This is a genomic window from Fastidiosipila sp. (assembly GCA_012511175.1).
Classification (GTDB): Bacteria; Bacillota; Clostridia; order Saccharofermentanales; family DTU023; genus UBA4923.
Map to the genome: position 1 here is coordinate 38,568 of JAAZGO010000025.1, position 26,128 is coordinate 64,695.

The following is a 26,128-nucleotide window of genomic DNA, read 5'->3' on the forward strand; positions in this document are numbered from 1 at the left end:
CCTCCGCCGCAGGCCCTGCTTTCAGAGGGCAGGAAGCCGCTCACCGGCCAAAACGCGCTGCCTGGTGGCGGGCAGTCCTATGGTTACGATATTATACACGAGTCCCCCCAGTTGCTCATAGGAAAGCAGGGCCAGATTGCGATCCACCGTTTCCTCGGCTTCAATCAGCAGGCTTCGGGCTGACACAAGCGCCTCGTCCCGGGTCATCGCCAAAAAGTGGTTGGGGTTGCCCTTTTTCCTGTCCCGCTCCAGGTCATCCACCGCGTCCATCAGATAGATCCAGCGCCCCAGCGCCTGACCGGCATCTCCCAAAAGCAGTGCCATCACACCGCTCTCATCTTCCCTTTTAAGGAGGGAAAAACCGCTCAGAAAGATCATTTTCAGAATCGAACCGAAGCAGTCGGCTGTTTCCTCAACTGAATCTCCCCTTTCAAGCTGGCTAAGCCTGCCCAGAGCTTCTCTGATCGAGGTATTCAATTCAGGGTGGCGCGCCATGACCTTGCGGGCGGAAGGGCGAAAAAGCAGAGCCTTCAGCCTGCCGCGGACGGGCCGGTCATCCGCCGCATCGTCCCTGGCCGAGTAAAAAGCCAGAAGACAGGAAAGATCAGCCGCGAATTCCAGTACGGGGCTGGAGGCCAGGACCGGCTTCTTTTTCAAGGGATTCAAAACACAGGACTCCTGTTTGACTGCAAGCGCTTCCGTTGACAGGGCCAGCAGGATGAGGGAAAGAAAAGTCATGTCGTAGGTCACCGCTGTCCGCGGGATCTGACCGCAGCGGCGGCCAATGCTTTTGCAAAGCCCGCAATAGATGGCCCGGTAAGCAGTAAAGTCACGTATTAAAAGATCCGGCTTTTCCGGCCTGACATATCCGAACATGGGCGTAAAAACTCCTTGCCGGCAGGCAAATCCGCGTCCTTTCAGGCCCCTCTATGTTATCATCAGGATTGATTCTTGAGGAATCGATTTTTCATCCGGGAACCGATACAAATGCCAAATAGAAAAGTCAAGACCAGATTCGCGCCAAGCCCCACCGGCATCATGCATATTGGCAACCTCCGGTCAGCCCTCTATGAATACCTGATCGCCCGGTCCATGGGCGGCGCTTTTATCCTGCGGATCGAGGACACAGACCGCGGCCGCTACCTTGAGGGAGCTGTTGAAGTCATTTACCGGAACCTTGAATTGTGCGGGCTGACTCATGACGAGGGCCCTGATATCGGCGGCCCCAATGGACCCTACACGCAAAGCGAACGGCTCCCCCTCTACCGGAAATACGCTCAAGAGCTGGTCCTGCAAGGCCATGCCTACCCCTGTTTTTGCGCCTCAGCGGGCTCATCGGAGACCGATGAGGGAGAAGAGGCCGCAAGCTTCGGCTATGACCGCCGCTGCAGGGGCATCGATCCGGAACTTGCCAGGGAGCGGATGGCATCGGGCGAAACTTATGCCATCCGGCAGAAGATGCCGCTTGAAGGATCAACTTCTTTCTCTGACGAGGTTTACGGCACCATCACCGTCAACAACCGGGAGCTTGAGGATCAGATTCTCCTCAAATCGGATGGCTTCCCCACCTACAATTTTGCCAATGTCATCGATGACCATCTGATGGAGATCACCCATGTGGTCCGCGGTTCGGAGTATCTTTCCTCCACACCCAAATACTGCCTGCTTTATGAGGCGCTGGGCTGGGAGATCCCCCGCTTCGTTCACCTGCCCCTGATTGTGGGTGAAGACGGCAGGAAGCTTTCCAAGCGCCACGGCTCCACAGGTTTTGATGACCTGATTAAAGAAGGTTACCTGCCCGAAGCCATCGTCAACATGATTGCTTTTCTGGGCTGGTCGCCCGGGGGCGAAACCCGGGAGCTTTTTTCACTCAAGGAGCTTGAGCAGGCTTTCCACATCGGGGGCATCAATAAGGCGCCGGCTGTCTTTTCCTACCACAAGCTGGATTGGATGAATGAGCAGCACATCCGGGCCATGCCCTTTGACCGGTGGAAAAAAGAGGTCAAGGAACTGGCTGATCCTGCATTCAAGGGAAGGCCCTACGCCCTCGACCAGCTGGCACAGGTCCTGCAGCCGCGTGTGACCAAGCTTTCCGACATCCCGTCCATGATTCGCTTTCTGACTGAGCGGCTGCCCCTTTCCCGGGATCTCTTTTTCAATAAGCGTGCTAAACTGGACGCTGACCGGGCAGCCGTCATTCTCCGGGCAATCTGCCCCGGGCTGCAAGCGCTGGACGACTGGACTGAAGCGGGCCTTCATGACCTGCTGGAGAAAACGGGCCAGGCCCTTGACATTAAGAAGGGTCAGCTGATGGGGTCGCTTCGCGCCGGTCTGGCGGCCCAGCAGGTCACCCCGGGCGGTGCCATCGAAACGGCACTGATCCTGGGACGCCGGGAGTCACTTGAGCGGCTTGATCGTGTACTTAAATTTCTGGATGAGGCATAAAAGATGGAGAAAAATGAGGTGAAGAGACTGCCCGGTCTGGTGACGGGCGTGACCCCGAAAGAAGAAATTTCCACGGGCAACAAGATTTCACATTTTATTCTTGATGAAATTGTCAAGGACACCGGCCCGGGTGGCCGCCTTGAGGGTTTGCGGGTCCACACCCGCTTTCCGCCCGAACCCAACGGCTACCTGCACATCGGTCATGCCAAGGCCATCATCATCGATTTTGGAACAGCCGAACTTTTAGGCGGGCTTTGCAACCTCCGCATGGACGACACCAACCCGGTCAAGGAGGATGAGACCTTCGTCCAGGCCATCAAGGACGATATCCACTGGCTGGGCTACGACTGGAGTGACCGCTTTTTCCACGCCTCCGACTATTTCGAAGAAATCTACCTTTACGCGGAGGAACTGATCCGGAAGGACCTCGCCTTCGTCTGCGAACAGACGCCCGAAGAGGTCCGCCAAGCGCGGGGCACCTTGACCACGCCCGGGACCGAGAGCCCCTGGCGAAACCGGCCCCTGGAGGAGAGCCTGGATCTTTTCAGGCGGATGCGGGCCGGCGAATTCCCTGACGGCCGCTACACCCTGCGGGCCAAAATTGACATGAGCGACGGCAACATGAATATGCGGGATCCGGTCATCTACCGTATCCAGCACGCCAGCCATCACCAGACGGGTGATCGGTGGTGCATTTACCCCATGTACGATTTCGCCCACCCCATCAGCGACTCATTGGAGCATATCACGCACTCCCTGTGTTCTCTTGAATTCGAAGACCATCGGCCGCTTTATGACTGGGTCATCAATAATTGCTCGCTCCCCGTCAAATCCCGTCAGATTGAGTTTGCCCGCTTGGATATCAACTACACGGTCATGAGCAAGCGCAAGCTTAGGGCCCTGATCGAAGAAGGCCTGGTCGATGGCTGGGATGACCCCCGCCTGCCCACCCTCTGCGGTTTGAGACGCCGTGGCTATACGCCTCGTGCCATCAGGGATTTCAATGAACGCAATGGTGTCTCCAAAGTGCCCAGCATGGTCGACATCCGCTTTTTGGAGCACTGCCTGAGAGAAGACCTGAACAAGCGGGCCCCCCGGGCCATGGCTGTGCTTGACCCAATCCGGCTGACCCTCACCAACTATCCGGAAAACCAGGAGGAAACCTTTGCCCTGGAGAATTTGCCAGGAGATCCAAACGCCGGTACACATGACATTACATTCTCTCGTCATCTCCTGATCGAACGCAGTGATTTCGAAGAAGTACCGCCAAAAAAATACTACCGGCTCTTCCCCGGCAACCTGGTCCGCCTGAGGGGTGCCTACATGGTGCGCTGTACCGGCTGTGTCAAGGACAGTCGCGGCCGGGTCATCGAAGTCCTGGCCGAATATGACCCAGGGACCCGTGGCGGCACGGCCGCGGATGGCCAGAAGGTCAGGGGGACCATCCATTGGCTGGATGAGGCCACGGCAATTGAGGCAGAAGTCAGGCTTTACGATCATCTCTTCACCGTCGAGGCACCCGACGATGACGAGCGCGACTACCACGAACTCCTCAACCCCGATTCGCTGACTGTGATTGAAACGGCTTTCGTCGAACCCTGGCTGAAAGAAGACCGGTCATACCTGGGCTACCAGTTCATGCGCCTGGGCTATTTCATCCACGACAGCCATGACACTTCGGAAAATAAACTGGTCTTCAACCGGTCGGTTAAACTGAAGGATTCCTACCGGCCTGACTGAGCAGAAAACCTTTCAGTTCTTGTCCCGGCAAAGAATCCTCATTTTCGCACGATATCCAGTCAAATATCGTACGAATACAATTAAATTTTATTTCTTTATGCTACAATAGTATCGTACGAATATGAATCTCTGAAAGGATCTTTATGCTGCAGATTACTATCACCGAACTGAAAAACCAAACGGGCAGGTATTTGGCCCTGGCTGACAGAGAAACAATCTATGTCACCAAACACGGCAAGCGGATTGCCAAGATAAGCGGAACCCGGATTGGAAAAGAGGAGGCTGTAACCTCACTGTTTGGCTTGCTGCCAAATGACATCGACCTTGATGAGGCAAGGACGGAGCGCCTCCGGTGAAGGTGCTTCTGGACACCAATATCCTGCTTGACGCCCTGGCCGACCGCCAGCCGTGGGCGGAGGATGCCTGTAAGATTATCCGGCTTGTTGCCCAGGAGAAAATCGACGGCTACATCACGGCCAACAGCCTGACTGACATCCATTACCTGATCCGCAAGCACCGCTCGGAATCGGTCGCCCGGGAGGCGCTGGATAATATCTTGCAGGTTTTCAAGCTGATCGACCTGCTTGGATCGGATTGCCAAAAGGCCCTCGATCTTTCCATGCCGGATTACGAAGATGCGCTTGCTTTGACCCTGGCCGGAAAGGCCGGCGTGGATTTCATTGTTACCCGTGATCTGGCTTTCATTGCACATGGCATGGTGCCGGAAACCCTTCAGCCGGGCGATTTCCTGGAAAAAACGGAACTCCGGGGGATTCCGGGTCACTGAACTCAGGAGAAGCCTAAAAAAGACCCCCATGGCGGGGGTCTTTTTTATAACAGGAAAGGGCGGGCCGCCATCAGTGGCGAATGATCTTCTTGGCCGTTGTCTTGGGGAACTCCGTATCCCTCAGGGAAATGGAGCGGACCGCCTTGTAGGTGATGAGCCCACTGTTGACTTCCTTGACCACCTGACTGATCTTTTCCTTGATTCTGTCGTCGGTCAGAGGCAGCCCCTTGAGCTCCGGATCCTCGTCGACGGCTTCCCGGTCGGGGAAGATCTCAGCATGGATCAGGCTGTCCCCGTCTTTCCTCTCCTTGCCCGACACCACAGCTTCCGCGATCAGGGGGTGCTGGGTCAGGAGAAACTCAATCTCTTCGGGGAAGATGTTCTTGCCGTTCTTGGTCACGATGATATTGGCTTTGCGGCCCGTGATGATGACAAAGTTGTTTTCGTCCAGGTAGCCATAGTCACCGGTGTGGAAGAAGCCCTCCTCGTCGATGACCTCCCGGGTCGCCTCCTCATTCTTGTAGTAGCCCAGCATGACGTTGTCACCGCGGCCCGCGATCTCACCGATGCCGTTCTCGTCAGGGTCAAGGATCTTGACATCCACGCCTGGCAGGGGCAGGCCGGCCGACCGGTTATTGAAGTATTCCGCACGGTTCAAGGCCAGAATGGGCGCACACTCCGTCAGCCCATACCCCTGGATGCAACCGAAACCCAGATCCTGCATGTCGGAGAGAAGCTCGGGGGCAATGGCCGCGCCGCCCGCGATCAGGAGCCGGATCCGGCCGCCGAAGTTTTCGTGGACTGAATCAAAGATCTTGCGGCGTAGGTCAATGCCCACTTTGCGGAGGGCCTTGGTCAGTTTCAATCCGAAATTGAATTTTTTGGCCAGTTTGGGGTCTCCCTTGACCTTCTTCATGACGCCCCGGTGGAAGGCCTCCATCATGAGGGGGACCACCAGGACGATGGTGGGCTTGGCCTCCTGCATGTTGGGCACAATGTAGCGCAGGCCTTCGCAGACGGCCACCGAGCAGCCCCGGTAAAGCGGGCAGAGATAGCCGCAGGTGCATTCATAGGTGTGGTGGATGGGCAGGACTGACAGGAAGGTGTCATTCTCGTCGATATAGACCATGGAACACATGCCCATGAGGTTCTTGCAGATATTCTTATGGCTCAGCATGACGGCCTTGGGGTTGGAGGTCGTACCCGAGGTAAAAAGCAGGATCTGCATGGCCTCCGGGTCCAAAGGCAGGGCCTCATAGGCCTTGTCCCCTTCAGTCAGGGCGCTGGCTCCTTCCTGCAGGATATCCCAGAAATAGAGGTCGGACTCCCCTTCAGCCGGCAGGTCAAAATCAATGTAATGCGCGATGCCCGGCATGCGGTCACGGACACTGTCGACAACCTCCTTTTTGCTCTTGGAGAACAAAAGGACATCGGCCCCCGAGCTGGTCACCAGGTTGACCACTTCATTGGCCGGCTGCTCCTTGTCCAGGGGAACCACCACAGCCAGGCCGTTGACAACCGCCAGATAGGTCACGTACCACTCGTAGCGGGTTTCGGCATAGATGGCCACCCGGCTCTTTTCATTGATCCCCAACCGCATCAGGCCGGTTCCCAGAGCGCGGACATCGTCCGCGAACTGTTGGTAGGTGATGGGAAGGTAGGGCCTTCTGCGATCGATTTTCAGATTGACCGCCTCTTCCGAGCGTGGCATGACCTGGCGGGCGGCGATGGGATCCTTGGTCCAGTAAGCCGTTTTATCGGCATAAAGTTTTTCACTTTGGCGGAGCATGTCGCGAAGATCAGTGATCTCCCGAACCTCTACCAGAGGGTATTTGTAGATATCAGTCTTCATGGGTCTCCCTCCCTGTGTCTTTATCAGACTATCCTGGTATTTTACAGGTGCTTTCATGGCAAGGTCAAGAAACAAACTGTGAACAAAGGCTGTGAAAGAGTTGAATTCCCGGAGGATCTTCAAAGAATCTTCATTAATTCCGGACGGTCTTTGCCAGGTAGCGCTCCACCGATTCGATGCATTTGTCGAGGAAAGCTTCCTCGCCAAAGGTATTGATTTTGAAGAAAATGGCCTGGCTGCCGCCTGAAGTGATCGCCGATAAACGAAGCTGATTGCCCTCCCCGGCCACCATGAGATTGAGACTGACCCGGTTGCCGCCGATCCAGCTGTAACGCTCATAGACGCGGACCGCGATCCGGACCGGTCCCATGAAGAGGTCACTGCCGTCTTCATAGCTGGCCGAGACGCTGCCCCGGGTGATATCCAGGTGCAGGTGATTGAGCAGGCTGTCGAAATCGCCTGTCAGATAGCGTTCATATTTAGCCATGAGATCCTTTACCTCCTCCATGCTGCGGTAAACCACCGCCTTATTATAGGGTTTTATCAGGGAAAAGCGAAACGGCTTGCCTTCCCTGCCCCCGGGGTCGTATGATCAGTGCATCAAACAGGGGATGTGGGAGGGCTGCCGTGCTCGAGATTGAACTCAAGGCATCAATTGATGACCAAACATTCGAAAACCTGGATGAGAAGCTGAAAGGCCGCTTTATTTACCTTCAGTCCCTGGAGGAAGAAGATCACTATTACAATGCCCCCGATCGCGATTTCAAAAAGACCGATGAAGCCCTCCGGATCCGCGAAATACGGGGTACCGAAAAACAAAGCTGCCTGACCTACAAGGGGCCCAAGCTGGATGCCCTGTCCAACACCCGGGCCGAGTACGAGACCCCGGTCGATCAAGCCCAGGCGCTCCATGAGATCCTGAACGCCCTGGGCTACCGGGTCATCCTGGCTGTCAGAAAAAAGCGCCTTGAATACGGGGGTACCGGGGACCTCGAAGACGTCACCCTTTGCCTGGATCAGGTGGAGAACCTGGGGGCTTTCATTGAACTGGAATATGTGGCGCCGGACCACCTCTCAGACAAAGAAAGGGAAGGCGTCCGTGACCGCCTGCTTTCCCTGCTTGATGACCTGGGTATTCCCCGCCGCAGGCTTGTCAGAGAATCCTACCTGGAACTCTTGATCAGGCGGGCCACGTCAAAGAAATCCTCCCAGGGCTCGTAAGGCACGCCTTGTTTTTTTAAGATGGCCGCCAGGGTGTCCCGGGCAAAGACCTGTTCGGAAGCCAGGGCCATGCGGACATCGGTGTGGCCGTCACCGGCACAGATGGCCTCTTTGTAGCTGTACTGCGCCATGATCCGGGTCTTCTCCATCAGGTCGCCCTTATCCTCGTAAGGTGAGATGAGGCGAATCCTGCCGTCAACGCAGCGGGTTTCCACACTGTGGACATCAAGCAGCCGGTCCCGGTAGGGGGACAGTTTTTCCTCGATGACGGGTTTCAGGCCGCCCGAGATGACCACCACCGGAATCCCTTTTTCCTCCGCCAGATCCAGGAGTTGGTCAAAACCGGGCCGCAGGGGGACGTTTCGCACATAGGCCATGATGTCCGCCATACGGTTGCAGGGGATCAGGCTGAAGGCCAGGTGGAGGGTATCAGCCAGACTGCGCCTGCCTTCCAGCATCTCCCGCTCTTTCTCCTCATAAAGGAGGGGGTCGATGCAGAGCCGCATCGACCCCTCCAGGGTTTCCTCACTGGTGATCGTCCCGTCAAAGTCCAGAAAGAGAATGGTTTCGTACATAAAGCCTACTTCATCAGATCAAAATTTTTCAAAACGTCAGGATCAAGCATCTCGGCCATCCGCATCAATTCCTTGTGCGTCTTGGCGTACTCGAGCAGGTTGATCCCCTCAACCGCCGCGTCAATGGCCTGGCGCATGGATTTGGCGCCTGCACAGCTGCCGTCGGGATGGCCGTGGACGCCGCCGCCCGCCGCCAGGATGATGTCGGTTCCCAGGGCATCAATCATATTTTTTACCACCAGCTGGGTGGTGCCGCCGGAACAGGCGTACATCATGGGCTTGATGTGCCACCAGGGCTGGGTGAAGAACTTGAAGCTGCGGTAGAAGGTCTTGTAGGGGATGGGGAATTTGCCCCAGGGGTGGCCATTGATCTGGAAGTCACCGCCTGCCAGCCGCGTCAGCTTGCCGATGACCAGGGGTGCCGAGATACCGGTATAGGTGGAACCGGCGTAGGCGCCCACAAAGTCCACATGGGCCAGAATGGGAACCTGGATGTCCGGATCCTCGGCCAGCATCTGGAGGGCACCGTGGCTGGCGGTGTAGACATTGAGCATGAGGCTGTTGGCCCCATACTCGATGGCGCGCAGGGCATTGTCCCTGATCTTGTCCGCCCGGTCGGTAATGTTGACCGAGTAGAGCGTGTGCTCACCTGTTTCCTCAAAGACTTTTTTCTCCATGGCCATGAATTTGGTGACGCGCTCTTTGAGGGGGCAAAAAGCCTCGTCCGCTGGCAGAAGTTCGTCGTCCTTGATAATATCTACACCGCCTTTAGCCGCCTGGTAAAAGATCTCGGCGCCCTCGTCGGGCGTCCAGCCCAGATTGGGCTTGATCATGGCATTCAAAAGGGGCCTGTCCGGCACTCCCAGGACATCCCGCAGACCCTGGACCCCGAATTTGGGGCCTGTAAACTGGTCCACATAGCGCTTGGGGAAAGCCACGTCAATCCACTTCAGCATACCGGCTGCCGAGATGTTGCCGAAGATGGTGGTCAGCATCATGGACAGGCTGGAGCCGAAGTTGTCCATGGGAAAGGCCACCTGAAGGATGTAAAGGGGCGGCAGGTCCTCCACATAGTCGGCACCCGCGTCGGGCACCTCGTAAATGGCAACCACCTTGGCCCCGAACCGTTTTTGCTTTTCGAGCGAGTCGGCCCCCACCTTGATCCAGGTGCCGGTCGTCTGCTCGGAGGCAATAGCCAGGGCCAGCCGCTCCACATTGCTTGTTTTGACGCGCATCTGGAAGGTCCCGATGATATAGTCTTCACTGAAAGCCACTTCGGGAAAGGCATGCGCCAGGTTTTCAATTTCCAGTTTTCTTATCATGATGCTCACCCCTTAGATTTCAATATTGCTGAAGACTTCATCAAAGGCCTTCAGCGATTCTTCAATGGTTTCGTCATTGTCGGCCATGCTGGTGTAGATCCGGCTGCCGGCCAGCGTAATGACCCCGTTTGCGGTCAGGGCTGCTCCGAACTCCTCGATGCTGTGCTGGCGTTCAGGAATCTTCTTGAAAATATCAGGATCCTGGACCGACAGGTACATGACCCCCGACACCTCAAAGTGAACGATGGAACCCGTGTTCCAGGTGACGAAAGGCAGGCCGTACTTGTCGATCAGGGCCTGGATGCCGGCGCAGAGCTTGTCGCCGTTTTCCCCGGCCTTTCTGGCGGCATCCTGCTCAATGATCTCCTTGATGGCAAAATAGCCCGCCGCGCAGCTCAGAGGATTGGCTGTCAGGGTTCCACCTACGTAGGCCCGCTTCTTCCCGGCCTTGACACCGGCCGCCATGCAGCTCATGACGTCTTCCCTGCCGCCAACACCGCCCGCCATGGGGAAGCCGCCGGAGACGATCTTGCCAAAGACCGTCAAATCGGGAATGACGCCGAAGTAACCTGCCGCGCCGCCGGGACCGACCCGGAAAGCCGAGACCACCTCATCAAAGATGAGCAGGGTCCCGAACTCATCGCAAAGCTCCCTGGCCTTGGCGCAATAGTCATAGGGCATCATGCGGGTGCCGCTTTCGGGGCCGATGGGTTCCAGGATGACGGCAGCTGTCCCGCCTTCTTTTTCATTGGCGACCAGGGCCTGACGAAGGGATTCGATGTCACCCGGATAGCATTCGGTGGTGTGTCCGGTGCACTCCTTGGGTATGCCGTGGGCTTCAAAAGTCTTGGTATAGGGGATGTGGAGGGAGTAGACCAGCTGGTCGGACCAGCCATGGTAGGCCCCGCCCATCTTGATGATTTTGGGCTTGTCCGTGTAAGTGCGGGCCACCCGGATGGCCGCCATATCGGCCTCGGTGCCGCTGGCAAAGCACCTGTACTGCTCGACCCAGGGCATGCATTCATTGATGATTCGGGAGAGTTTGAGTTCGTATTCATGAAAGAGGCCCGTGACCGCCCCGTGCTCCCGGATTACCTCGATGACCTTGTCGGTGACCGGCTTGTAGTTGCTGCCCAGGAGAGTGGGCCCTCCGGCCTGCAGGTAGTCCACATAGCGGTTGCCGTCCACGTCATAAAGGTAGGCGCCTTCCGCCCGGTCGATGGCCAGCGGGAAGGGATAGTTGAAGGCCAGATTATGCTGGACACCGCCGGGGATGTACTGCCTGGCCTCGGAGATAATCTTTTTGGAACCTTTGCACTGGTTATGAAAATAGTCCATGTAGCGGGCCATGGCCTCGGCTTTGATGGGATGGAGTTTGTCATTGATGAGCCGGTCCATCCTGGCCGCGATATCCTGGACATCCGGCCATTTGGAAATACTGTATTGTGCTTTCATGTTTTTGTCAGTCCTCCTTCTTTTCGGTTTACTTTTCAAGTTTGGTTTCTTTGGCCAGGAACATGAGGCCGACACACAGGGCACTGATGGCGGTCATGAAGATCATGATGCTGAGATGGTTGGCTCCAAAGAGCGAGGCCAGCCCGAGAAAGATGACCCCGCCTACATTGCCGGCAAACATGAGCAGGCCCTCGCTGGTCCCTTCCGAGGCGGGATAGGCCGCTTCGGCCGCAAAGGTCAGGACTACCGGGGCGCTGCCAATGGTAAAAAAGCCGTAGAGCAGGCCGGAGGCCAGCATGCCCGGGAAGCCGTTGAGCAGCATGAAGAGGCCGAAACCGATCACGCCCGCCACATTGCAGACGATCATGTAGGGCAGCCGTCTGTGCCTCTTGTCCTTGTCGGAAAAAGCCGAGATGACGACACTCCCGACAATGCCGGCGACCAGGATGCCGACACCGACGATGCCGGCGCCTGTGGAATCGACTCCGCCGCCGGTCATGGAAGAGATGATGGGTTCAATCATGGTGAAAAAGGTATTGAAGACGCCCAGCATGCAGAAGAAGACCACTACGGTAATCAGGAAGTTCTTGCGCTTGAAGGCGATCCGGAAGCCCTCCTTGAAGTCAGCCCGCAGGGCCTCCTCCTCCGCGCAGGGCGGGGTGGGCGGTTTTTCCCTGGCAAAAACCAGGAAAAAGGCGGCGCAGGCCGCGGCGGCAATGCCGTAGATGAGCAGGATGGTCCGGATGGCCATGCCCCCTTCCAGGAGCAGGGGCGTTAGAAGCAGGCCGATCCCCATGCCCAGATAGTTGGCCAGGAGGCCGATACCGTTGGCCGTGGCCCGCTCATTTTCAGGGAACCATTTGCCGGCCACAAGGCCGGGCGCGTTGAGAATGAAGGGCTGGGCGATGGCGAAACCCACCGTCATGGCCAGGACCACCGTGTAGTTATCACCCAGGATGCCCCGGACCAGGCCGCAGACGCCCATGAGGGCGGCGCCGAAACCTACGGCTTTTTTAAAACCCCATTTTTCAAAGGCCGCCATGGAGGGAATGGACAGGGCGATCATGCCCACCATGAAGATGATGGACAAAAGACTGATGGCATTCTCCCCTCCGACGGCTTCCTTGAAACCGTAATACTTCCAGGCTTCGGTGGTGATGGAAAAGAAGGTGGCCCAAAGCAGCTGGATCATGGCCGTGATCAAAAGATACGAGGCCAGAACGACATAGCGGTACCGGTAAACCTGGTAGGCGCCTCCCTTTGTTTCGAGATCTTCCATGGTGATACTCCTTGCTTCGCCTAGCCGTTCAGTGCAGCGAATGATTTTTTGTTGTCCTTGTAAAGGTTCTTGAAGACGGGATAGATCTTGTCATAGACAGCGGTGTGATCGGGGTTGGGAGAATAGTGCCCGCTGACGCTGATGGCCTCCTTGATGTGCTTGATGTCTTCCAGGAGGCCGAAACTGACCGCGATCAGGGCGGCAGCCCCCATGGCACCGACATGGCGCGGGTTTTCCACGGTCTCCACTTCCCGGCCCAGGACGTCGGCCAGGATCTGGCAGACGGTTGCAGACATGGCGCTCCCACCGGTAAAGCGGACCACTGGCGAAGTTTTGAAACGTTTTTCCGTGGCCGTCAGCATCCAGCGCATATGAAGGCAGACGCCCTCGATGACAGCCTTGATCAGGTCGCTGCTGCGGTTGTCCACATCGATATTGAAGAGGACGCCCCGGGCATGGGCATCCTCAAAAGGACAGCGGTTGCCGTGCATCCAGGGTGAAAAGACCACCCCGTTACTGCCTGCCGGCGTGTTCCTGATGTAGTCGAACATTTCCTGGTATTCGGCGATGGGAGTATGGCTCAGGCGTTCTTTGACCCACTCCATGCACTTGCCGGCTGTTTCGCTCTCGGCCACGTAGTTATAAGTTTCCGGGTCGGCGCCCACGATGCTGCCGATCAGGTTTTCCAGATCCAGATAAAGTCTGTCAACCGTGGTGCAAACCCAGCCCGAGGTGCCGGAGTAAACGTGGACGTCACCCACGTCAACACAGCCGGCGCCCACCTGGCAGAGGCTGATGTCGCCGCCGCCCGCGATCACGGGCGTCCCTTCGGTCAAACCGAGCTCTTGCGCCGATTTCGCCGTCAGTCCGCCCAGATTGTCGGTCGCTTCGCAAAGCTCGGGCAGATGCTTCATGTCCACACCCAGCATTTTGCATAGGCCCTTGCTCCACTCACGTTTTTTGACGTTGTAAAGAAAGGTCAGGCTGGCGTCGTCCCGGGTCGATTTCAAGTTGCCCGATGCCCGGAAAGTCAGATACTGCTTGGCGTCCACCCACTTATAAATTTTTGCGAAGAGCTCCGGCTCGTTTTCCTTGACCCAAAGGTATTTCCAGCCCGGATCCTTGGCGCTGCCCGAGACGGCGCCCGTGACCCGCAAATAGCGGAGCACCCGGAGCAGGTTCAGGCCTTCCACCTTGATCCCCCGGCACATGCCCTCTTCAAACTGCTTGTTGGCCCGGGTATCCATGCAGCTCATGGAGGGCCGCAAAGGCTTGCCTGCCTCGTCCAGGAGGACCACTGTCTGCATCTGGGAGCAGAAGGAAATGCCCTTGATTTCCTCAGCCGGTGTCCCCGTATCTTTCAGCAATTTTCGGGTGGTATGGCACATGACCGACCACCATTCCCCGGGATCCTGTTCCACCCCTCCGTTTGGCAGGATGTTGAGGGCGTAATGACCCACCTCCCCCGCCAGATAACGTACACTCTCTTCCTTGGAAATTTCGAACAGACAGGTCTTGAGGCCTGTTGTTCCGACATCATAGGTGATTACCTTCATACGTTTCCGCCTTTCCGAATGGCTGACCTCTTTTGATTGATCTGCTGAGAATTGGCTTCTTTCGATGTCTTCAATTTGTGCCTTTTACTATACTCAACTCTAAATTTAGTGTCAAGTATAATTATTTTTCTCTTTTCTGCCGCCCTGATGGTGTATAATACTGGCATGCCTTATTCAAGACGTGAGCTGAACAAGATTGAATCCCGCCGCCGTATTCTCAAGGCATCGCGCAAACTTTTCTCCCAGCAGGGTTACGAAGAAACCATGATGGAGGAGATTGCCCGCAGGGCCAAGGTTTCCAAGGCCACTGTCTACAATTATTTCCCCAGCAAGGAAAGCCTCCTGATCGGCATCGTCGATGAGGTGGTCGACCGGGTGGAGGAATTATTGGAGACCAATCTTGAGGATTGCAGCGACAGCCTCCAAAAACTCCGCCGGGTTCTTGAGGAGATCGTGGAGGCAAGCCTCCAGTATCCGGTCCTGTCACGCCGGATCGCCTGCCTGCATGCCGATGAGGAAAGCTCCCTCTTCGGTTCCTGGGATGACATGACCGGCATCTTGAAAAAGCTGATCCTGGCCTCACAGGAAGAAAAGCTGCTCAAAAAAAGCGAGAATGCCGATGAAATCCTGGACGGCGTGATGGGGGTTTACCTGATCGCACTCTTCCAGTGGCATGGCACTGACCTGAGTAAACCCGGCGCCCTGAGCAGCCGGCTCAACCAAACCTTTGACGCCCTGATGACCCGCTACCTCATCTAAGCCTCACTTGATCAGCTGGGACAGGGTTTTGAATTCCGGTGTTCCCGATACTTTCAGCAAGTCGAAGACAGCTGTTTCCGTATTGGTGATAACCGCTCCCATGGACCGGATCAGATCCAGCCCGTTCAAATAGTTGAAGCGGTTCCTTGAAGTCACGGCGTCACTGACCAGAAAGACCTGGTAACTTTCTTTCAAAAGATCCCGGACCGTCTGAAAGACGCAGACATGGGTTTCCATGCCGATGATTAAAATTTTCCTTTTTCTCTGGGCGGCCAGGACCTCACGCACCTGGTCGGTACAGGCAGTGAAGCTGTTCTTGGAGAAAATCCAGTCCTCATCCAGCCATTCCAGAAGCTCCGGAACGGTCCGCCCCAAACCCTTGGGGTACTGCTCAGTGGCGAGGATGGGAAAACCCAGCTCCATGGCGGCCCGAATCAGGATCAGGCTGTTTTTAACCACCTGGTCCCGGTCTTCCATGACCCGGGCCAGCCGGTCCTGGATGTCGATGACCAATAAAAGGCTTTCTTCTCTTGTCAAGGTATACTGATCCATAAGACCCTCCTGTTTAAACGAGTCTACCAAAAAGGAGTCAAGCATGCGTACAAGCCAAATCACCCGCGAAAAAGCCCTGGAACTGCTGAAAAAATACAACAAGGAAACCTTCCATCTGGAACATGCCCTGACCGTGGAGGCCGTCATGGCCTGGCTTGCGGAAAAGAGGGGCTACGGGGAGGAGAAGGAATACTGGGCCATAACCGGCCTGCTCCACGACATCGACTTTGAAAAATACCCCGATAAACACCTGGAACACACGCCCCGGATCCTTGAGGAGGCCGGCGTGGGCGAGGACATGATACGGTCCATCGTCAGTCACGGTTATGGCATCTGCTCCGATGTGGAACCTTTGCATGAAATGGAAAAAATCCTTTACGCCATGGACGAACTCTCCGGCCTGATCGGGGCCGCCGCCCTGGTCCGTCCTTCAAAAAGCGTCTCAGACATGCAGGTTTCCAGCGTCAAGAAAAAATTCAAGTCCAAAGGCTTTGCCGCCGGCTGTGACCGGGAGACCATCCAGAAAGGGGCCGACGCCCTGGGCTGGACCCTGGACGAGCTGATCGCCCGGACCCTGGAAGCCATGCAGGCGTCGGAAGATGAAATCCGGCGGGAACTGGAAGCCATTTGAGCATAGCCTCAGGGCCGGTTCAGGATGGAAAAGAGCTCCTTGTTCTTCGCGTAAAGTTTGGTGAAGACAAGATAGTTTTTCCTATAGGCTTCCCATTTGGCCGGATCCGGCTGGTAGACCACTGGTTCCGCCAGCATGAGCTTGGCCTTTGCGACCGAGGGGATCCTGCCCCGTGCCGCGGCAATCAGGACTGCCGCCCCCAAAGCTCCCGCGTTTTGCGGGTCAGGGAAAGCGGCTATGGGATGGCCTAGGATATCAGCCAGCATCTGGCAAATAACCGGCGCGTTGGCAATGCCGCCGCAGACCCGGATGGTGTCAGCCACGGCAAGTTTTCGCTCATGGGCCTCCATCATGAATCGGCAGTGGAAGGCAATGCCTTCGACCACCGACCGGATCAATTCCGATTTGCCTGTTTCCAGGCCAATGTTGAAAAAAAGTGCCCGGGCACTGGCATCTTCAAAGGGGCAGCGGTTACCGTGCAGCCAGGGGGTGAAGAGAACGCCCCCGCTGCCTGCCGGCACCTGATCAATGACTTCACAAAGATAGTCATAAAGGCTGCGGTAGACCGATTCCAGAGAATCGGTCACCTCCTTTTTTTCCAGGTAGATGTCAATCTCATCCAGAGCCAGGTGTTCCTTGACCCACTCCAGACTCTTGCCGGCTGTCTCCATCTCGGCGAAGTAATGGTAGCGGTCCGGCTGGACCCCCACGATAGAGGCCATGGACCGCCGGATATCCACAATCTGTTTGTCTGTTACCGTGGAAATCCAGCCCGAGGTCCCCAGGTAAAGGTGGGTATCGCCCGGCTCCACCGCGCCCACTCCCACACCGATGAGTTCGGCATCCCCTCCGCCGCTGAAAACGGTGGTTCCCTCCGCCAGTCCCAAAGCCTTCGCCGCCTCAGCCGTCATGGGCCCCACGGGATCGCTGGCCCCGATGATGGGGGGCAGATGCTCCATCCTGACGCCCGCCAGGCGGCAGAGCTTTCTGCTCCATCCATGTTTGCCCGGCCGGACATCGTACAAAAAAGTGGGAAAGGCAGATCCCTCGGTCATGGTCACCCTGCCCGTCAACCGCAGGGCCAGGTAGTCCTTGGCGTCCAGCCAGGCATGAACCCGGGCGAAGTGTTCCGGCTCATGTTTTTCCACCCATTTGTAGCGCCAGAGCGGGTCTTTGGCACTGACAGGAGCCGCCTTGGTCAGGCGCAGCCAGGTCAGCAGCTGGAAAGGGCCGGGTCCCTTGCCGAAGAGTTCACTGGCCCGGTTGTCCATGTAGGACATGGCGCGGCGGACCGGCCGGCCTTCCCGGTCCGTCAATACCAGGCACTGCATCTGGGAGCAAAAGGAGACCGCTTGAATCTGGCCGCCCGAAAACTCCGTCCTGGCCAGGACTTCCTTGGTGGTGGCGCACATGGCCTGCCACCAGTCTTCGGTATCCTGCTCGGCGCCTCCGCCGTCCAGGACGTAGAGAGGATAGGCGGCATAGTCGCTTGCCAGCAAGGTAATCCTGTCCCCCAGCTCGAAAAGACAGGTCTTGATCCCCGTGGTTCCCAGGTCATAGCAGATGACGTGTTCAGATTCCTTCATTCTCCTGTCCTCCCGGCCTGATCCCCAGCATGGTTTCCAGGGCCTTGATCATGCTGTGGATCAAGTACTCATTGTCCGCAATATTCTTTTCCCCGACGAAAAGCGAAATCCGCTTCTGGTGGTAGCCGCAGGCGAAGGAATACTGCATGACCAGAAGCTGGTTGTCGATGAGAAAAGCCAGAATGCCCGGGTCAATGTCATCCCGGACCTGGCCTTTCTCCTGGGCTTGCCGGATCAAATCCCTGTAGGCTTTGGCCGTAATGCTTTCCAATTTGCCCGCGATGAACTCCGCCCGGCCACAGTCGCTTTCAGTGGAAAAAACATTGTAGAGCCGGATCAGATCCGGGTCTTGCCTGGAATAGTCCTGGGCCAGCCGCAGGAGCCGTTCCAGCTTGGAGGACAGGCGGATGTCCGCTTCGATGATCTCCCTCACATAGCGGTCGAGACCCGCCGCAGCCACCTCCACGATGTGCATGAAGAGCCTCTCCTTGGACGGGAAGTACTTATAAAGGGCTCCCACGCTGATGCCCGCCCCCCTGGCGATCCGATTGACGTTTGCGCCGGTAAAACCATGGCCGGCGAATTCCCTGACCGCCACATTGATGATCCGGCGCCGTTTTTCCTCCGGGATGCGCATGAAGAGATCCGAGGCCTGGCCGTCGCCCCTGACTGAATAATCGATCTGCATCAAGCCCTCACTTCCTCTTTTTCAAGTTAAAGAACAAGTACTCACTTTGTGCTTAATCATAAGGGCAAGGGGCAAAGATTACAAGCAAATTAATTGACAGCTGCGCAGTGGTGTGCTAATTCTAAGGAAGTGAATGAATGCTCACTTTCATTGCCAGGAGGAAGGAAGTTTCCCATGGATAAGAAGAAATCCCTGCACCGCTACCCCGACGCCCGGTCTGTTACCGCCAAGCTGGATGAGCTGATCCGGCTGCCCGTTTACTCGATCTCGGACCAGGCCCTGGAAAATTATGAACGGGACTACTACGGCAAGAAATGCGCCGCCTCAAAAGCACAGATTACCAAAGCCCGGGAGATCATCCCCGGCGGCGTTCAGCACAACCTGGCCTTCAATTATCCCTTCCCCCTGGTCTTCACCCGTGCCAAAGACCACACCCTGACCGACCTGGACGGCAATACCTATTTTGACTTTCTCCAATCCGGCGGGCCCACGGTCCTGGGCAGCAATCCGGATGCCGTGCGAGAAAAAGTCTTCGAGCTCCTCGAGACTTGCGGTCCTTCAACCGGACTCTTCCACGAATACGAATACCTGCTGGGACAGAAAATTGTGGACTCCATGCCCAGTGTCGATATGTTCCGCATGTACACCTCAGGAACCGAGGCCTGCATGGTGGCTGCCCGGGTGGCCCGCCTGGCCACGGGCAAAAAGAATATCGTGAAAATGGGCGGCGCCTACCACGGCTGGAGCGACCAGCTGGCTTACAGCATCCGCATTCCCGGTACCAAGGGCCTCCAGTCCCCCGGCATCCCGGGCTTTGTCTTCAAGAAAACCCGGGAATTCTTCCCTAACGATTTGAACAGCCTGGAAGCCGTCCTCCGCAAGAACCGGATGAGGGGCGGCACGGCAGCCGTCTTCATCGAACCTGTCGGTCCCGAAAGCGGCACCCGGCCTCTGGATTTGGGCTTCAACCGGGGGGCTGAGGAGCTCTGCCGGCAATATGGCTCTCTCCTGGTTTTCGATGAAGTGGTTACCGGTTTTCGCCTGGGCATGGATGGCGCCCAGGGCTACTTCGGGGTATCGCCTGATCTGACCGTCTTCGGCAAAGTGATCGCTGGCGGCTACCCGGGCGCTGGCGGCGTCGGAGGCAAGCATGAAGTGATGAGGTTTTTGGGGGCGGGCCTGGACGGCGGCGGCAAGAAGGCCCTGTCCGGCGGCACCCTGGCTGCCAATCCCTTAAGCTGCGCGGCAGGTTACCACACCCTCTGTGAAATTGAGCGGACCGGCGCCTGCGCCAGGGCCAACGCCATGGGCGATTTATTGACTGACGGCTTGAATGACCTGATCGATAGGCATCAGCTGCCTTTTGTCGCCTACAACATCGGCTCAATCTGCCACCTGAATACCCTGGGTACCATGCATTACGCCATCCGCTGGAGCAGGCCCTGGACCATCCCCGGGATCCTCAAGGAGACCTCCATCCGCAAAAAGGAGATGGAACGCATGGGAGCCGCTTACATGGCTGAAGGCCTGGTCACCCTGGCGGGCAGCCGGCTCTATGTCAACGCCACCTACACGGAAGAAACCATCAGGGAAGCCCTGGCCCGCTTTGACCGGGTCTTTCAACAAGTGGTAAAAAAGGATTACGGGGATCACCATGGAAAAAAGCCGGGCAATTGAAGAAGTCCTGGCCGCGGGCCGGGAGCTGGTGGCCCGGGGCCTGGTCGCCAGGACCTGGGGCAACATCAGCTGCCGCATCGATGACAAAAGCTTTGCCATTACACCAAGCGGCATCGATTATGCCCGCCTGACCCCCGAAACCATCGTTCAGGTGGACATGGAATCCCTGGCCCATGAGGGCCCTGTTAAACCCTCCTCCGAGAAAGGCATCCATGCCGCCGCCTACCGGCTGGACCCGGACACCCAGTTTGTCATCCATACCCATCAGACCTGCGCCAGTTGCCTGGGCATCGCAGGCTTCCACACCCTGAAGCTTACGGCTGAGGAAAAGGAGGCTTTGGGCGGTGATCTGCTGCTTGCCCCCTACGGCCTGCCCGGTTCCAAATCTCTGCGCAAAAAAGTGGAGGAAAAACTGAAGGGAAGCCGGGTCATCCTGATGGAAAGGCACGGGATCCTGATCACCGGCAGCAGCCGGGGAGAGGCCTTCGACCGCTCGGTGGTGGTCGAGGACATCTGCTGTCGGGCCATGAAAGGTTTAAGCTTCAGCCACGATGCGCCGGAAAGTGTCAGCTCCAAAGATCAAAAGAGTTGCCTGACCTTCAAAAATCAGCCACAAGAGGAAATCGAAAGGATCCACCAGGCCCTGCACCAGGCGTGCCCGGACCTCCGTTTCATCCTGCACCGGACGTCCCCGGCCATCCGATCCGTCATGGAAAAAACCCGACGTCTGCCTGCCCTCCTGGACGATTTTGCCCAGCTTGTGGGAAGCGACATCCGCCTGGCATCAAGCCAGGACCTGCCGGCCCTGGCCAGGGCGGCCAGGGGGCGAAACGCGGTCCTGGTCGAAGACATTGGCGTCTTCTGCCTGGCCGGTGAAGAAGCCGACGCGGAAGCTATCCTGACCCTGGTGGAAAAGAACGCGCTCTGCTACCTGAACGCATCCCGCTATGGCAAGCCCGAACCCCTGTCCTGGCTTGACCGCAAACTGATGCGGCTGGTTTACACCCGTTTCTACTCGAAGAAGAAATAGCCTGCTGCCCGCCAAGCGAACACGCCGCCAAGCCAGGCCCTTTTCAGGCCCGGCACATTTGGCGGCATCCCTGAAACAGGAGGGGCAGAAGCCCAAGAAAAAGCACTAACCGGAACGGCTCCCGGGTTAGGAAGCCGCCGGGTAGAGTGCCTTCTTCTTGTTTGTCACGGTCCTGAACTTCCAGCCAGCCCTTCTGGCTGATTCTTCGACCGTCTCGGGTATAGCGCCCAAATCAAACGCGTATTCATGCGCTTGGCCGTCCGGGCCGTACTGCACGCGTTTGACCTCGCGATGCAGGGTCTTGCCGGACTCGATGGGTACGTCGGCGCTTACACCGAATGAGTGGTAGCCGTTTATCTCGGCTGCCCGCCCATACATGTAGACCACCCGATGGTTTTCATTGGCCAAAATCAAAACTTCACAGTGGACCCGCCGATCGTCGACCGGCCATTTGGCATCCAGGAATTCTGCATTGACCATGATGTCGGTGCCGTAGCCACAATGCAACGGAACACCACGCGCTTTCAGCCCTTCACTGATCTCACAAAGAATCGACTGCCTCATTTCGGGTTCCTCTTCTTAAAGATCTGCGCTGTAACATTATACATCTACCGTCATTTTTGTCAAGAACCCTTTATTCAGCAATAGACCCATCAGATGACTTCCCCTTTCTTATCTCATCGTATAAATATTAATCATTAAAGGAGTTTTAAGAAGATGCCAAGGCCTTCGAAAAAGACCGGTCTTATGGAGCTCGACCAGGGATGCTTTCTTCTGCCGGCGGCGGAACAAAGGGGTGGGTACCCAAGATGCCTCATGTCGAATTGAAAAGTTGGCAGCCAGTGAATGCGGGACAGGTGTGCAGAAAGCGGCTCCTGCCCGTCTTTGTGGACAGACGGCGACCTCAAAAAATGGGCCGGTCAACCAGGCCATGGAGGACATCTCTGACTGATCCTTTTTCAAAGGATTACAAGAAACCCTTGATTGGGAAGTCTTCTGGCTGGCCGGGGAAAAGCCGGATGCGGAAGCCATCCTAACCCTGGAATTAAAAACACGCTTTGCTGCCTGAACCTGCCCCACTACGAAAAACCTGGCCCCTGTCCTGGCTGGATCGCAAACTGATGCCAACGGCTTACATCAAAATCTGATGGAAAAGAAATGCTTCTTCTCTCGATGCACTTTGGGCACCTGCCTGAAGGCGGTCAAAAATCGGCAGGATTTTTGCATAGGAAGACGAGGGAAAGTGTCAATTTTTTATGTTAAGTTAGACGCGGTCAATTTTTGACCGGAAGGAAAGAAAGGAAATAAATATGAGAAAACAAAAAGCGACCTGGTTGATCCTGACAGCAGCCCTTGCGGCTATGTTCTTCTTGACTGCCTGCAGCGGCGGCGGCGGCGACGCCCTCAAGGGAAGCTGGGAGGGAAGGAGCCAGGACATGGGCACCACCTGGACCTTTGACGGCAAAGGCGGCTGCAAGATGGAAAATGAATTCGGCATCAAGGACGACGGCAGCTACACCATTGACGGCGGGAATGTATCCATCAAGCTGTCGCGCTGGGATGACCCGATCCTCTACCAGTTCAGGATCGATGGCGACAAGCTCTCCCTGACAACGGAGGAGCCTTTGCGACCCACTTACGAGCTAACCAGGAAATAATTTCCTGTCTCAAGCGGGGGTCACCGTGACCCCCGCTTTTTGCCCCTGATCATCTGAATCAAAACGTTCACTGCCGGCTTTCAATCGAACAGTCATGCTGTCCTGACATCAGGCTGGCCTAACCTTTACGGTAAAAGTGCGAAACAATCGAATTCTTAATCCTTAAGTCGCTGCCGGATAAAGGGCCTTTTGCTTGCTGATCACGGTCTTGAACTTCCAGCCGGCCCGCGTAGCCGCTTCCCTGGCTGCCGCGGGTATGGCTCCCAGGTCAAACGCATATTCATACGCCTTGCCATCCGGCCCGTACTGTACGCTTTTAACCTTGCGGAAAAGAGTCCTGCCGGTCTGAAAGGATGAATCGCTGCTCATGCCGAAAGAGTGGCCGCTCCCGATCTCGATGGTCCGCTCATACATATAGACTGACCGTGCGCCTTCATTGGCCAGAATCAAGGCTTCATAGTGAATCCACCGGCTGCCGGTACGCCATTTAGCGTCCAGAAATTCGGTATTGATCATGATATCGGTCCCATATCCATAATGGAACGGGACTCCAAGAGCCTTTAGCCTTTCACTGATTTCATAAAGAATTGACTGCTTCATCCAGGGGCTCCTCCTTGGAAAACTCACTGTAATATTATGCACCCGGGCTCTTCCTCCGGCAAGCGCGCGATCGTTCTGATTTAACGCACTTATCGATGCTTCGCTTCATTACTAAACACTTAATAATTATAATTCATTTACAGGGACTTGGTGGCATCCAGGCCGAGTTAAAAGCCCGGTTTTATCAAGGAGATTTCCACCATGGATACTTTCTTGTGCCCCGGTGCGGCAAGCGGATGAAAGCCGGGGACCGTTTTGTACACCTTGCCCACACCTCTGCCTGCAGCCCGCAGGGCCAAACTCCAGACTTGCACAGTGATTCTAATCGTCCTTTCTGATCCTGTTTTACTCGCAATCTCCGCTTTTGCCGTCTGGCATTTCCTTTAAAACCGGGAGGATCCGGCCAGGAAGTGACGGGGGCACCCTGCCGCTCTTTTTCGAGGGAACGTCCCCGGCCCAGGCGGAAAGAATGCCGCCTGCGCATGCGCTGGGAAGTACCCGTCAGAGTCCAGAACGCAGGGATTACCTGACATGCAGACTGCTTATGGGGAGCCAGGGACTTTGGAGAAAGGAGAACCCGGACCGGGACAGTGTTTTGGAATTCGACAATGACCTGAAGGGGCTGGAGCCGAACGATATCGCCCTCCTTGACATGCTCTACAACCCCGCCATACACTCAGGGATGACGGCAGATAGGGCTTTTTAAGTGCTCTCTGATTGATCTGGAAGGTGTGGCCGAACTGCAGCTTTGACCGGCAATGAACCTGTCAGCGGCTAACTGATTCTCGCAAAGATCACAAAATACAAAAACCAGGAAGCCGTAATAATAATGGTTTTTGCCGTGAAATTGAGGTTTCGGTTGTTGACCGCCAAAACCGTAAGGGGGAGAGGAAAGATAAAGATCCAGCCCAGCACCCAGAGCCAGGTCAGTCTCCTCCTGGCGGGTTGAGGCGGCGAAGGGGCGTCGTAGTAGGGCGGGGTGGTGTAAGCTGCCGCTGCCGGCACCGCGCCCTGGGATCTTATGTAGCCGCAGTCAGGGCAAGCTGCGGAATAGTAGCGGGTCCCGCAGCGGGGGCAGACTTTGGGCCGGGCACCTGCCTTGACCCCGCACTGGGGACAAAAATTGCTCTTTTCGAAAACAGTTCCGCAGTTTTCGCACTTGTGTTTAAAATCGCTGGCTCCGCAGGCAAAACAGACAAGGGAGCCATCCTGGTTGCGGGTATTACAGTACTTGCATATCAGCATCCCGATTCTGATCCCTTCCGACTGTACAGATGCCAGGTTCAAAAACCTCTGACAAACCCAGGACAAGACCCTGTGCAAGATAACTCAAGGAAACACATCTTGCGGTGATCTCCTGTCATAGTATAGCAAACCCACCGAAATTTGACCCGGATGGCTGGATTCTATTCCCTTCCACCCGGATCGGCCCGGGACCTGCTTTGAATGCGTCGGCCGCTCTTATTCGGGAACCCGGCCGGCGAATCCATGTTCCGGACTAATAGCGGTTATGGACATCTTCGGCAAAACAGAGCAAATCGCGGACTTCCAGAATCCTGCCGTCATCCAGGACAGCCTGGCCCCGCATCCGCCCGAAGACCTGATGCTGCTCGGTCGCAATGACCAGGGCATTGGTTTTGGCATAGCGGTCCATGATGGGATGAAAATCCATCTCAAAGCGGCCGTCACTTGAGCTGAATCGCCAGTCCTCCAGGTAGTTGTCAGGATTGAAGTGAAAGGTGACATCACCCAGTTTATGAGCTTTGCCCCCGTAAAAGAGCATATTTTCGGAGGCCGCCCGGGTGTCGCCAAAACCGTAACCGATATTGAAGCCAAAGGCCTCGCCATCGATCCGCTGATTGCCTGACCCCCAGTACCAGCGGTTGTTGTAAGTCCAGACACCCCGCCCCCAGTCCAGAATGCCAAAGTCGGTCTCCGGGTTAAAAACATAATCCCGGCCTTCGAAGGACATCCGGCCTTTTGCAGGCATGCAGTTGATCTTCTGGTTGTAGTAGAAGGCATTCTTCTTTTCCGCCCAAGGGGTGGCAATGACCATGCTGTCCATGTCCGGCTGTTGAAGCTCCAGCTCGCAGAAAAAGTCACTGCCCCGATAAAAGCGCTTGAAGTGGCAGGCAAGCCTTCGCAAGCCAGGCTCGGCTACAAACTCCATTTTCAACCTCTTGTCCTCATAGCGGGTGATCCCGGATGAGGAGTGGGGCGGAAGCTTCATTTTGCCGAAGGGAAAAGGATTGATAATGGATTCGGTGTGCTCCCAGCCTTCTTTGAAATTGAGCAAAGAGACAGACTGCAAGCCAATGTAGCCGATATCCGAGATAGTGAAGGCCCCCGCGAAATCTTCACTGAGGACCAGGTAGTAATCCCATTCCTTGATCCTCCATTTGGAGGCCCGGATCATGCCGCGATCATAAACCTGGATCAGGTCTTTGGACCAGCCGGGTTCCCGCAGGCTGCCGTCCTCCTTCAAGAGCGGCAATGCCTGGGTGACTTGATGGTTTCGGCGCTCAGACATAAACGGAATCTCCTTCCCTGACCCTCTTGCCCCCAGTTTACCAAAGCAGGCCTGCCAGAGAAGCCCGGGATGACAATTTTTTATTTTTCCATAAGCGATATAAGGTCTTTTGCCTGTTAGACGGAGCATCCTCTGCTGTCTGAGTCGGACATGGGCAAGATGACGTCAAGAAGTGTCTGCTATAA

Annotated in this window: 26 protein-coding genes; 11 read left to right on the forward strand and 15 right to left on the reverse strand. The window is 56.3% G+C overall.

All coding sequences use genetic code 11. From position 1 onward, the window contains the following. Window positions 1-21: 21 nt before the first annotated feature. Window positions 22-876, reverse strand: coding sequence for a hypothetical protein (locus GX839_05220; GenBank protein NLB04860.1), 855 nt, complete (start codon window positions 874-876; stop codon window positions 22-24). A 111-nt stretch (window positions 877-987) separates the two neighbouring features. Here GX839_05220 and GX839_05225 point away from each other — a divergent pair, with 111 nt between their 5' ends. The 4 genes from GX839_05225 (at window position 988) to GX839_05240 (ending at window position 4,972) form a co-directional block, all read left to right on the forward strand. Beyond that, a complete protein-coding gene (locus GX839_05225) occupies window positions 988-2,445 on the forward strand; it encodes a glutamate--tRNA ligase (protein ID NLB04861.1) in 1,458 nt (485 codons plus the stop codon). A gap of 3 nt (window positions 2,446-2,448) precedes the next feature. After that, complete coding sequence (locus GX839_05230) at window positions 2,449-4,185, forward strand: glutamine--tRNA ligase/YqeY domain fusion protein (GenBank protein NLB04862.1); 1,737 nt, start codon at window positions 2,449-2,451, stop codon at window positions 4,183-4,185. Between the two features lie 146 nt (window positions 4,186-4,331). Beyond that, the gene (locus tag GX839_05235) at window positions 4,332-4,541 is read left to right on the forward strand and encodes a type II toxin-antitoxin system Phd/YefM family antitoxin (protein ID NLB04863.1); all 210 of its coding nucleotides are present in this window, start codon (window positions 4,332-4,334) and stop codon (window positions 4,539-4,541) included. Then, the gene (locus GX839_05240) at window positions 4,538-4,972 is read left to right on the forward strand and encodes a PIN domain-containing protein (protein ID NLB04864.1); all 435 of its coding nucleotides are present in this window, start codon (window positions 4,538-4,540) and stop codon (window positions 4,970-4,972) included. Before GX839_05235 ends, GX839_05240 begins: the two co-directional genes overlap by 4 nt. 70 nt (window positions 4,973-5,042) lie before the next feature. On the opposite strand, the gene GX839_05245 is transcribed toward GX839_05240, so the two are convergent. Both GX839_05245 and GX839_05250 read right to left on the reverse strand, forming a co-directional pair. Further along, window positions 5,043-6,812, reverse strand: a complete 1,770-nt coding sequence (locus tag GX839_05245; protein NLB04865.1) for an AMP-binding protein — start codon at window positions 6,810-6,812, stop codon at window positions 5,043-5,045. 145 nt (window positions 6,813-6,957) lie between these two features. Beyond that, entirely contained in the window at window positions 6,958-7,311 is a 354-nt protein-coding gene (locus tag GX839_05250; GenBank protein NLB04866.1) for a hypothetical protein, read from the reverse strand. 140 nt (window positions 7,312-7,451) lie between these two features. Between GX839_05250 and cyaB the strand changes: the two genes are divergently transcribed. Beyond that, window positions 7,452-8,045, forward strand: a complete 594-nt coding sequence (gene cyaB, locus GX839_05255; protein ID NLB04867.1) for a class IV adenylate cyclase — start codon at window positions 7,452-7,454, stop codon at window positions 8,043-8,045. Here cyaB and GX839_05260 read toward each other — a convergent pair. The 5 genes from GX839_05260 to GX839_05280 are packed head-to-tail and all read right to left on the reverse strand — an operon-like array spanning window position 7,988 to window position 14,232. Further along, window positions 7,988-8,620 carry an HAD-IB family phosphatase gene (locus tag GX839_05260; GenBank protein ID NLB04868.1) on the reverse strand — a complete coding sequence of 211 codons (633 nt, stop codon included), beginning with the start codon at window positions 8,618-8,620 and terminating at the stop codon, window positions 7,988-7,990. The two genes, cyaB and GX839_05260, sit on opposite strands and share 58 nt — an antisense overlap. A gap of 5 nt (window positions 8,621-8,625) precedes the next feature. Continuing rightward, on the reverse strand, window positions 8,626-9,942 hold the full coding sequence (locus GX839_05265) for a ribulose 1,5-bisphosphate carboxylase (protein NLB04869.1): 1,317 nt from the start codon (window positions 9,940-9,942) through the stop codon (window positions 8,626-8,628). Between the two features lie 12 nt (window positions 9,943-9,954). Then, the gene (locus tag GX839_05270; GenBank protein ID NLB04870.1) at window positions 9,955-11,397 is read right to left on the reverse strand and encodes an aminotransferase class III-fold pyridoxal phosphate-dependent enzyme; all 1,443 of its coding nucleotides are present in this window, start codon (window positions 11,395-11,397) and stop codon (window positions 9,955-9,957) included. 28 nt (window positions 11,398-11,425) lie between these two features. Continuing rightward, window positions 11,426-12,676 (reverse strand): major facilitator superfamily domain-containing protein 7, encoded by a 1,251-nt coding sequence (locus GX839_05275; GenBank protein NLB04871.1) that lies wholly within the window; start codon window positions 12,674-12,676, stop codon window positions 11,426-11,428. Between the two features lie 20 nt (window positions 12,677-12,696). Continuing rightward, a complete protein-coding gene (locus GX839_05280) occupies window positions 12,697-14,232 on the reverse strand; it encodes a carbohydrate kinase (GenBank protein ID NLB04872.1) in 1,536 nt (511 codons plus the stop codon). 165 nt (window positions 14,233-14,397) lie between these two features. On the opposite strand from GX839_05280, the gene GX839_05285 reads away from it, so the two are divergent. Next, complete coding sequence (locus tag GX839_05285; GenBank protein ID NLB04873.1) at window positions 14,398-14,991, forward strand: TetR/AcrR family transcriptional regulator; 594 nt, start codon at window positions 14,398-14,400, stop codon at window positions 14,989-14,991. A 3-nt stretch (window positions 14,992-14,994) separates the two neighbouring features. Here GX839_05285 and GX839_05290 read toward each other — a convergent pair whose 3' ends face one another. Continuing rightward, complete coding sequence (locus tag GX839_05290; protein ID NLB04874.1) at window positions 14,995-15,543, reverse strand: isochorismatase family protein; 549 nt, start codon at window positions 15,541-15,543, stop codon at window positions 14,995-14,997. A gap of 43 nt (window positions 15,544-15,586) precedes the next feature. Between GX839_05290 and GX839_05295 the strand changes: the two genes are divergently transcribed. After that, window positions 15,587-16,174 carry an HD domain-containing protein gene (locus GX839_05295; GenBank protein ID NLB04875.1) on the forward strand — a complete coding sequence of 196 codons (588 nt, stop codon included), beginning with the start codon at window positions 15,587-15,589 and terminating at the stop codon, window positions 16,172-16,174. An 8-nt stretch (window positions 16,175-16,182) separates the two neighbouring features. Here GX839_05295 and GX839_05300 read toward each other — a convergent pair whose 3' ends face one another. Further along, on the reverse strand, window positions 16,183-17,760 hold the full coding sequence (locus GX839_05300) for a carbohydrate kinase (protein ID NLB04876.1): 1,578 nt from the start codon (window positions 17,758-17,760) through the stop codon (window positions 16,183-16,185). Further along, window positions 17,747-18,451 carry a TetR/AcrR family transcriptional regulator gene (locus GX839_05305; GenBank protein NLB04877.1) on the reverse strand — a complete coding sequence of 235 codons (705 nt, stop codon included), beginning with the start codon at window positions 18,449-18,451 and terminating at the stop codon, window positions 17,747-17,749. The genes GX839_05300 and GX839_05305 overlap by 14 nt, the downstream gene beginning before the upstream one ends. Window positions 18,452-18,622: 171 nt before the next feature. On the opposite strand from GX839_05305, the gene GX839_05310 reads away from it, so the two are divergent. Together GX839_05310 and GX839_05315 are read left to right on the forward strand one after the other, a co-directional pair. Next, window positions 18,623-20,125 carry an aminotransferase class III-fold pyridoxal phosphate-dependent enzyme gene (locus GX839_05310; GenBank protein ID NLB04878.1) on the forward strand — a complete coding sequence of 501 codons (1,503 nt, stop codon included), beginning with the start codon at window positions 18,623-18,625 and terminating at the stop codon, window positions 20,123-20,125. Beyond that, complete coding sequence (locus GX839_05315; GenBank protein ID NLB04879.1) at window positions 20,103-21,155, forward strand: class II aldolase/adducin family protein; 1,053 nt, start codon at window positions 20,103-20,105, stop codon at window positions 21,153-21,155. The genes GX839_05310 and GX839_05315 overlap by 23 nt, the downstream gene beginning before the upstream one ends. A gap of 126 nt (window positions 21,156-21,281) precedes the next feature. Here the strand turns inward: GX839_05315 and GX839_05320 are convergent, their stop codons facing one another. Beyond that, window positions 21,282-21,719 carry a hypothetical protein gene (locus GX839_05320; protein NLB04880.1) on the reverse strand — a complete coding sequence of 146 codons (438 nt, stop codon included), beginning with the start codon at window positions 21,717-21,719 and terminating at the stop codon, window positions 21,282-21,284. A 746-nt stretch (window positions 21,720-22,465) separates the two neighbouring features. Here GX839_05320 and GX839_05325 point away from each other — a divergent pair. Then, entirely contained in the window at window positions 22,466-22,813 is a 348-nt protein-coding gene (locus GX839_05325; protein ID NLB04881.1) for a hypothetical protein, read from the forward strand. A gap of 162 nt (window positions 22,814-22,975) precedes the next feature. Here the strand turns inward: GX839_05325 and GX839_05330 are convergent, their stop codons facing one another. After that, window positions 22,976-23,413: a hypothetical protein gene (locus tag GX839_05330; protein NLB04882.1), complete on the reverse strand. Its 438-nt coding sequence runs from the start codon at window positions 23,411-23,413 to the stop codon at window positions 22,976-22,978. A gap of 469 nt (window positions 23,414-23,882) precedes the next feature. Here GX839_05330 and GX839_05335 point away from each other — a divergent pair, with 469 nt between their 5' ends. Then, window positions 23,883-24,119, forward strand: a complete 237-nt coding sequence (locus GX839_05335) for a hypothetical protein (GenBank protein NLB04883.1) — start codon at window positions 23,883-23,885, stop codon at window positions 24,117-24,119. 68 nt (window positions 24,120-24,187) lie between these two features. Here the strand turns inward: GX839_05335 and GX839_05340 are convergent, their stop codons facing one another. Together GX839_05340 and GX839_05345 are read right to left on the reverse strand one after the other, a co-directional pair. Further along, on the reverse strand, window positions 24,188-24,658 hold the full coding sequence (locus GX839_05340; protein NLB04884.1) for a hypothetical protein: 471 nt from the start codon (window positions 24,656-24,658) through the stop codon (window positions 24,188-24,190). A 253-nt stretch (window positions 24,659-24,911) separates the two neighbouring features. Then, window positions 24,912-25,943 (reverse strand): DUF2804 domain-containing protein, encoded by a 1,032-nt coding sequence (locus tag GX839_05345; protein NLB04885.1) that lies wholly within the window; start codon window positions 25,941-25,943, stop codon window positions 24,912-24,914. Window positions 25,944-26,128: the final 185 nt, after the last annotated feature.